We start from the raw sequence: 7,248 nt of genomic DNA, 5'->3' as shown, positions 1-7,248 counted from the left end.
GACGGAACCGCAGCCGGGGCAGGTGGCGCCCGTCGACCGCCGCCCGCCCACGGACGTGGGGGGGGGGGGGTGACGGGGGGGCCCCCCGGCGACCCGCCCCCCCCGGGGCCCCCCCCGGGGGGGGGGCGCGGGCCCGGGCGGCCCTTTCGGGCCGCCGCGGGCCCCCGCCGAGGACTCCGAGAACCTCGAGAACGGCGAGATCCGCGTCCGACAGCTGGACCGGAGGACGGGTTCGTCCCCCGGACGTGGGAGGATCAGGGATGGCGGGCCAGGGCCGCGCACCCGGTCGCGCCGTCGCAGTACCCAGGCGCGAGCATGAGGAGCATCGTTGAGCAGGTTGCGTTGGCTGACCGCTGGGGAATCCCACGGACCCGCGCTGGTCGCGACACTGGAGGGTCTTCCCGCCGGCGTCCCGGTCACCACTGAGCTGGTGGCGGACCACCTCGCGCGGCGACGCCTCGGCTATGGGCGTGGCGCCCGGATGAAGTTCGAGCAGGACGAGATCACCTTCCTGGGCGGAGTCCGCCACGGGCTCTCCCTCGGTTCCCCGATCGCCGTCATGGTCGGCAACACCGAGTGGCCCAAGTGGGAGAAGGTCATGGCGGCCGACCCGGTCGACCCCTCCGAGCTCAAGGAGACGGGCCGCAACGCCCCCCTGACCCGGCCGCGTCCCGGTCACGCCGACCTCGCCGGCATGCAGAAGTACGGCTTCGACGAGGCCCGGCCGATCCTGGAGCGCGCCAGCGCCCGGGAGACCGCCGCCCGCGTCGCCCTCGGCGCGATCGCGCGCTCCTTCATCAAGGAGACCGCGGGCATCGAGATCGTCTCGCACGTCGTCGAACTGGCCGCCGCCAAGGCGCCGTACGGCGTCTACCCGACCCCCGCCGACGTCGAGAAGCTCGACGCCGACCCGGTCCGCTGCCTCGACGCCGACGCGTCGAAGGCGATGGTCGCCGAGATCGACCAGGCCCACAAGGACGGCGACACCCTCGGCGGTGTCGTCGAGGTGCTGGCCTACGGCGTGCCCGTCGGCCTCGGCTCCCACGTCCACTGGGACCGGCGTCTCGACGCGCGGCTCGCCGCCGCCCTCATGGGCATCCAGGCCATCAAGGGCGTCGAGGTCGGCGACGGCTTCGAGCTGGCCCGCGTGCCCGGCTCCCAGGCCCACGACGAGATCGTGAAGACCGAGGACGGCATCAGGCGCACCTCCGGCCGCTCCGGCGGCACCGAGGGCGGCCTGACCACCGGCGAGCTGCTGCGGGTCCGCGCCGCGATGAAGCCCATCGCGACCGTGCCGCGCGCCCTCGCCACCGTCGACGTCGTCACCGGCGAGGCCACCCAGGCCCACCACCAGCGCTCCGACGTGTGCGCGGTCCCCGCGGCCGGCATCGTCGCCGAGGCCATGGTCGCGCTCGTCCTCGCGGACGCCGTCGTCGAGAAGTTCGGCGGCGACAGCGTCCCGGAGACCCGCCGCAACGTGCGGTCGTACCTCGAGAACCTGCGCATCCGGTGACCGGCGGACCCCTGGTCGTCCTCGTCGGGCCCATGGGCTCCGGCAAGTCCACGGTGGGCGTGCTCCTGGCCGAACGGCTCGGCGCGCCCTACCGGGACACCGACGCCGACATCGTCGCCGCCGAGGGCCGCGAGATCTCCGACATCTTCGTCGAGGACGGCGAGGAGCACTTCCGCGCCCTGGAGCGGGCCGCGGTCGCCGCGGCCCTCGCCGGGCACGAGGGCGTCCTCGCCCTCGGCGGCGGCGCGATCCTCGACGAGGGAACCCGCGCCCTGCTCGCCGGGCTGCCCGTCGCCTACCTCTCGATGGACGTCGACGAGGCGGTCCGGCGCGTCGGCCTGAACACCGCGCGCCCGCTGCTCGCCGTCAATCCGCGCCGTCAGTGGCGCGAGCTGATGGAGGCGCGCCGCCACCTGTACACCGAAGTCGCGCGGACCGTCGTCACCACCGACGACCGCACCCCCGAAGAGGTCGCGGACGCGGTCCTCGCGGCACTGGATCTGAAGAAGGACGCATGACGACGGACCAGGAAGTCACCCGTATCCACGTCGCGGGCAGCGCCGGCACGGATCCGTACGAGGTGCTGGTCGGCCGGCAGCTGCTGGGCGAGCTCCCGGCCCTCATCGGCAACCAGGCCAAGCGGGTCGCCGTGATCCACCCGGAGGCGCTCGCCGACACCGGCGAGGCGCTCCGCGCGGACCTCGCCGACCAGGGCTACGAGGCGGTCGCCATCCAGGTGCCGAACGCCGAGGAGGCGAAGACCGCCGAGGTCGCCGCCTACTGCTGGAAGGCGCTCGGCCAGACCGGCTTCACCCGCAGCGACGTCATCGTGGGCGTCGGCGGCGGCGCCACGACCGACCTGGCCGGCTTCGTCGCCGCGACCTGGCTGCGGGGCGTCCGCTGGATCGCCGTACCGACCACCGTCCTCGCGATGGTCGACGCGGCCGTCGGCGGCAAGACGGGCATCAACACCGCCGAGGGCAAGAACCTCGTCGGCGCCTTCCACCCGCCCGCCGGGGTCATCTGCGACCTGGCCGCGCTCGACTCGCTGCCGGTGCACGACTACGTCAGCGGCCTCGCGGAGATCATCAAGGCCGGCTTCATCGTCGACCCGGTGATCCTCGACCTGATCGAGGAGGACCCGCAGGCGGCCCGCACGCCCGCCGGTCCCCACACCGCGGAGCTGCTCGTCCGCTCCATCAAGGTCAAGGCCGAGGTCGTCTCCGGCGACCTCAAGGAGTCCGGCCGCCGCGAGATCCTGAACTACGGCCACACCCTCGCCCACGCCATCGAGAAGAACGAGCGGTACAAGTGGCGCCACGGCGCCGCCGTCTCCGTCGGCATGGTCTTCGCCGCCGAGCTCGGCCGCCTCGCCGGACGCCTCGACGACGCGACCGCCGACCGGCACCGGGCGATCCTGGAGTCCGTCGGACTGCCGCTCAGCTACCGCGGCGACCAGTGGCCCAAGCTGCTGGAGACCATGCGGGTGGACAAGAAGTCCCGCGGCGACCTGCTGCGCTTCATCGTGCTCGACGGGATCGGCAAGCCGACCGTCCTGGAGGGACCCGACCCGGCCGTTCTGATCGCGGCGTACGGCGAGGTGTCCGCGTGAGCGAGCCCCGTCCCGTACTGGTGCTCAACGGCCCCAACCTGGGCCGGCTCGGCTCCCGCGAGCCCGACATCTACGGCGCCACCTCCTACAAGGGGCTCGTCGAGTCCTGCAAGACCCTCGGCGCGGAGCTCGGCTTCGACGTCGAGGTGCGGGAGACGAACGACGAGGGCGAGATGATCCGCTGGCTGCACGAGGCGGCGGACGGCTCGGTCCCGGTGGTGATCAACCCGGGTGCGTTCACGCACTACTCGTACGGGATGCGGGACGCGGCCGCCCAGCGCACCGCGCCGCTGATCGAGGTCCACATCTCGAACCCGTACGCCCGGGAGGAGTTCCGGCACACCTCGGTCGTCGCGGCCGTGGCGACCGGGACGGTCGCCGGGTTCGGGATCGGTTCCTACCGGCTGGCGCTGCGGGCGCTCGCCGAGGAACTGACCGGCTGACAGGGCACCAGGGGGAGGCCCCGGCCGTTCCCCTTGTGGGGGCCGGGGGCGGTAACGTTCCGGCGCACCGGATACACCGGCTACAACAGGCGTACGAGACGGAGTGGGACCGGATGCAGCACGCAGTGGGGGGTCCGCTGCCACCGTCGGAGCGACCGGACAGGGCGACCGGCCCCGGCACCGGCCCGGGACCCGTTCCAGATTCCCCTTCCGTGCCCGGGGGTGCCCCCGGGCACGGGGCCGGCCAGGGACCCGGAGCCGGGCCCGGAGCGCCCACCGGACCCGTGTCCGCCGCGGCCGGCGGCGCCCCCGGTGGTGCCCCGGGAGGGCTGCCGCCGATACCGCCGCCTCCGCCCGGCGCCCCGTACCAGGGTCCGCCCGCCGGATCCCGGCTCGGTGTGCACCCGACCGTCCAGAGCGGCGCGCCCCGGCCTCCGCACGCCGTGCCGCCCCCGCACTCCGCCCCGCCTCCGCACGCCGCGCCTCCCGCAGGGCCCGGGACGCCCGGTCGGTACGGCTCCGGAGCCGTACCGCAGCGTTCCGGCGGTCCGCAGCACCCGGGCGGATCGCAGTATCCCGGCGGGCAGCCCCCGCGCGCCGACCTCACCGGTCACCTGCCCCTGCCGCCCGTGAGCGCGCCGCTCGCGCCCGCCGTGGAGCACGGCGGCGGTACCGGGGCCGCGACCCTCGCCGTGCTGCTCATCGGCCCCGCGGGCGCCGGCAAGACCACCGTCGCCCGGCACTGGGCGCAGCGCCGCCGGGTGCCCACGGCGCACATCAGCCTCGACGACGTCCGCGAGTGGGTCTGCTCCGGCTTCGCCGACCCGCAGTCCGGGTGGAACGAGCACTCCGAGGCGCAGTACCGGCTCGCCCGCCGCACCTGCGGCTTCGCCGCGCGCAACTTCCTCGCCAACGGCATCTCCTGCATCGTCGACGACGCCGTCTTCCCCGACCGGCCCGTCGTCGGCCTCGGCGGCTGGAAGCGCCACGTCGGCCCCGGTCTGCTGCCCGTGGTGCTCCTGCCCGGCCTTGAGATCGTCCTGGAGCGCAACGCCGAGCGCAGTGGCAACCGGCGGCTCTCGGACGAGGAGGTCGCCGCCATCCACGGCCGGATGGCGGGCTGGTACGGCTCCGGCCTGCCGATCATCGACAACTCCACGTACGACGTCGAGACCACAGCCCGCGTCCTCGACGACGTCCTGGCCCGCGCGATCGCCAGCCCGCCCACCTGGTGACCCCTGGGCCGGGCCCGGCAGGCCCGGCCACGGCGCCCGGCCACAGCGCCCGGCTGCGGTGCCCGGCCACGGCTGCGGTGCCCGGCCACGGCCCGGCGGGGGTTCCCGCCCGGTCGGCCGTCCTGAACAGGCCACGGCGCCCCGCTGCTCGTACGCTCGGAGCATGTCAGAGGTGTATGCGGACCGCCGTGTACGGCTGCGCGATCGGTGCGCGGCCGCGGGCAGCCCGGCGGCCCTGGTCTCCCGCCCCGCCAACGTCCGCTATCTCGCGGGCGGTTCGCCCCCGGGCGCGGTCCTCCTCGTCGGGCCCGAGCCCGACACGGACGTGCTGCTCTGCCCGGTCGCGCCCACCGGCGAACCGGCCGACGGACGGCTCGACGAACTTCTCCGCCGGCAGGTCCTGCCCGCGGGGGGCGGAGACCCGGCCGTCGCCGCGGTCGACCTCGCCCGCCGGGCGGGCGCCGACGCGCTGGCGGTCGAGGAGCACGATCTGACCGTGACCCGGCACCGGGCCATGGGCTCCGTCGTGCCCGGACTGCGGCTGGCCGACCTGGCGTGCGCCGTGGAGCAGCTGAGGATCGTCAAGGACGAGGACGAGATCGCCTGTCTCCGGATCGCCGCCGAGATCGCCGACCAGGCGCTCGGCGAGCTCCTGGAGTCGATCCTGGTGGGGCGGACCGAGCGGCACCTCGCCCTGGAGCTGGAGCGGCGGCTCGTCGACCACGGCGCCGACGGGGCGGCCTTCCCGACCTCGGTGGCGACCGGTCCGCACTCCGGCCGCCGGGGCCACCGGCCCTCCGACCGCCGGGTCGAGGAGGGCGATTTCCTCTCCGTCTGCCTCGGCGCCGACTACCGCGGCTACCGCTGCGAGATCGGCCGCACCTTCGTCATCGGCACGACGCCGGCCGACTGGCAGATCGAGCTGTACGAGCTCGTCTTCGCCGCTCAGCGGGCCGGCCGGGAGTCCCTGGTGCCCGGCGCCGAGTACCGCGACGTGGACCGGGCGGCCCGCCAGATTCTGGACTCGGCGGGGCACGGAGAGGCCGCCGTACCCCTCACCGGGCACGGGGTGGGGCTCGAAATCGACGAGGACCCGCAGCTCTCACCCTCGGCCATGGGTAAACTGGACGCTTGTGTGCCGGTCACCGTCGAACCGGGGGTTCACCTCCCGGGACGGGGCGGGGTCCGGATCGATGACACGCTCGTCGTGCGCCAGGAGGCGGACGGCGGACCCGAGCTACTCACCATCACGACCAAGGAGCTGCTCGCGCTGTAGGGCGCGTACGCATCCTCGGTCCCACGTCAGTCCAGGAGATTCCGCAACCGTGGCTTCCACGAACGACCTCAAGAACGGCATGGTGCTCAAGCTCGACGGGGGCCAGCTCTGGTCCGTCGTCGAGTTCCAGCACGTCAAGCCCGGCAAGGGCCCGGCCTTCGTGCGCACCAAGCTCAAGAACGTGCTGTCCGGCAAGGTCGTCGACAAGACCTTCAACGCGGGTGTGAAGGTCGAGACGGCCACCATCGACCGCCGCGACATGCAGTTCTCCTACATGGACGGCGACTACTTCGTCTTCATGGACGAGCAGACCTACGACCAGCTGATGGTCGACCGCAAGTCCGTCGGCGACGCCGCCAACTTCCTCATCGAGGGCTTCACCGCCTCCGTCGCCCAGCACGAGGGCTCGGTGCTCTACGTCGAGCTCCCGGCGGCCGTCGAGCTGACGATCAAGCACACCGACCCGGGCGTCCAGGGCGACCGCTCCACCGGCGGCACCAAGCCCGCCACGCTGGAGACCGGCCACGAGATCCAGGTCCCGCTCTTCGTCACCACCGGCGAGAAGGTCAAGGTCGACACCCGCACCAGCGACTACCTCGGCCGGGTGAACAAGTAACCGTGGCCGCTCGGAGCAAGGCCCGCAAGCGCGCCTTCCAGATCCTCTTCGAGGCGGACCAGCGCGGTGCCTCCGTCCAGGAGGTTCTCGCGGACCAGGTCCGGCACGCGCGGTCGGACGACCGCCAGCCGCCGGTGAACGACTTCACCATGCAGCTGGTCGAGGGCTACGCGTCCCACGTGGCTCGGATCGACGAGCTCATCGCGACCTACGCGGTGGACTGGGACCTCGACCGGATGCCGGTCGCCGACCGGAACATCGTGCGCCTCGGTGCGTACGAGCTGATCTGGGAGGACGGCACGCCGGACGCGGTCGCGATCGACGAGGCGGTGCAGCTCGCCAAGGAGTTCTCCACGGACGAGTCCCCGACCTTCGTCAACGGTCTGCTGGCGCGCTTCAAGGACTTGAAGCCGCGTCTGCGCCGGGACACGGACGTCTGAGTCCCGCAAGGACCTGTCCGACGTCACCGGCAGTCGAAGGGGCCCGCAGCACTCGTGCTGCGGGCCCCTTCGGCGTATCCCCGGCTCGTCGTTCGCGAGGGCGAAGGCAACCG

Annotated in this window: 8 protein-coding genes; all 8 read left to right on the top strand. The window is 73.6% G+C overall.

Annotated features, from left to right (window positions below):
- Positions 1 to 328: 328 nt before the first annotated feature.
- Positions 329 to 1,513: a chorismate synthase gene (gene aroC / locus ACFQ79_RS26585; RefSeq protein WP_383587889.1), complete on the top strand. Its 1,185-nt coding sequence runs from the start codon at positions 329 to 331 to the stop codon at positions 1,511 to 1,513.
- A complete protein-coding gene (locus ACFQ79_RS26580; protein WP_383587886.1) occupies positions 1,510 to 2,031 on the top strand; it encodes a shikimate kinase in 522 nt (173 codons plus the stop codon). The genes aroC and ACFQ79_RS26580 overlap by 4 nt, the downstream gene beginning before the upstream one ends.
- Complete coding sequence (gene aroB, locus ACFQ79_RS26575) at positions 2,028 to 3,125, top strand: 3-dehydroquinate synthase (RefSeq protein ID WP_383587883.1); 1,098 nt, start codon at positions 2,028 to 2,030, stop codon at positions 3,123 to 3,125. Before ACFQ79_RS26580 ends, aroB begins: the two co-directional genes overlap by 4 nt.
- Positions 3,122 to 3,568: a type II 3-dehydroquinate dehydratase gene (gene aroQ / locus ACFQ79_RS26570; RefSeq protein WP_383587880.1), complete on the top strand. Its 447-nt coding sequence runs from the start codon at positions 3,122 to 3,124 to the stop codon at positions 3,566 to 3,568. Before aroB ends, aroQ begins: the two co-directional genes overlap by 4 nt.
- Positions 3,569 to 3,966: 398 nt before the next feature.
- Positions 3,967 to 4,803 (top strand): AAA family ATPase, encoded by an 837-nt coding sequence (locus tag ACFQ79_RS26565; RefSeq protein ID WP_383587954.1) that lies wholly within the window; start codon positions 3,967 to 3,969, stop codon positions 4,801 to 4,803.
- A 163-nt stretch (positions 4,804 to 4,966) separates the two neighbouring features.
- The gene (locus ACFQ79_RS26560) at positions 4,967 to 6,079 is read left to right on the top strand and encodes an aminopeptidase P family protein (protein ID WP_383587877.1); all 1,113 of its coding nucleotides are present in this window, start codon (positions 4,967 to 4,969) and stop codon (positions 6,077 to 6,079) included.
- A 49-nt stretch (positions 6,080 to 6,128) separates the two neighbouring features.
- Positions 6,129 to 6,695: an elongation factor P gene (efp, locus tag ACFQ79_RS26555; RefSeq protein WP_073914630.1), complete on the top strand. Its 567-nt coding sequence runs from the start codon at positions 6,129 to 6,131 to the stop codon at positions 6,693 to 6,695.
- 2 nt (positions 6,696 to 6,697) lie between these two features.
- Entirely contained in the window at positions 6,698 to 7,135 is a 438-nt protein-coding gene (gene nusB, locus ACFQ79_RS26550; RefSeq protein ID WP_266963945.1) for a transcription antitermination factor NusB, read from the top strand.
- Positions 7,136 to 7,248 lie beyond the last annotated feature (113 nt).

This window comes from Streptomyces sp. NPDC056480 (genome assembly GCF_042795405.1).
Lineage (GTDB): Bacteria > Actinomycetota > Actinomycetes > Streptomycetales > Streptomycetaceae > Streptomyces.
Note: the sequence above shows the minus strand (reverse complement) of the source record. Positions and strands in the feature narration are given on the sequence as shown.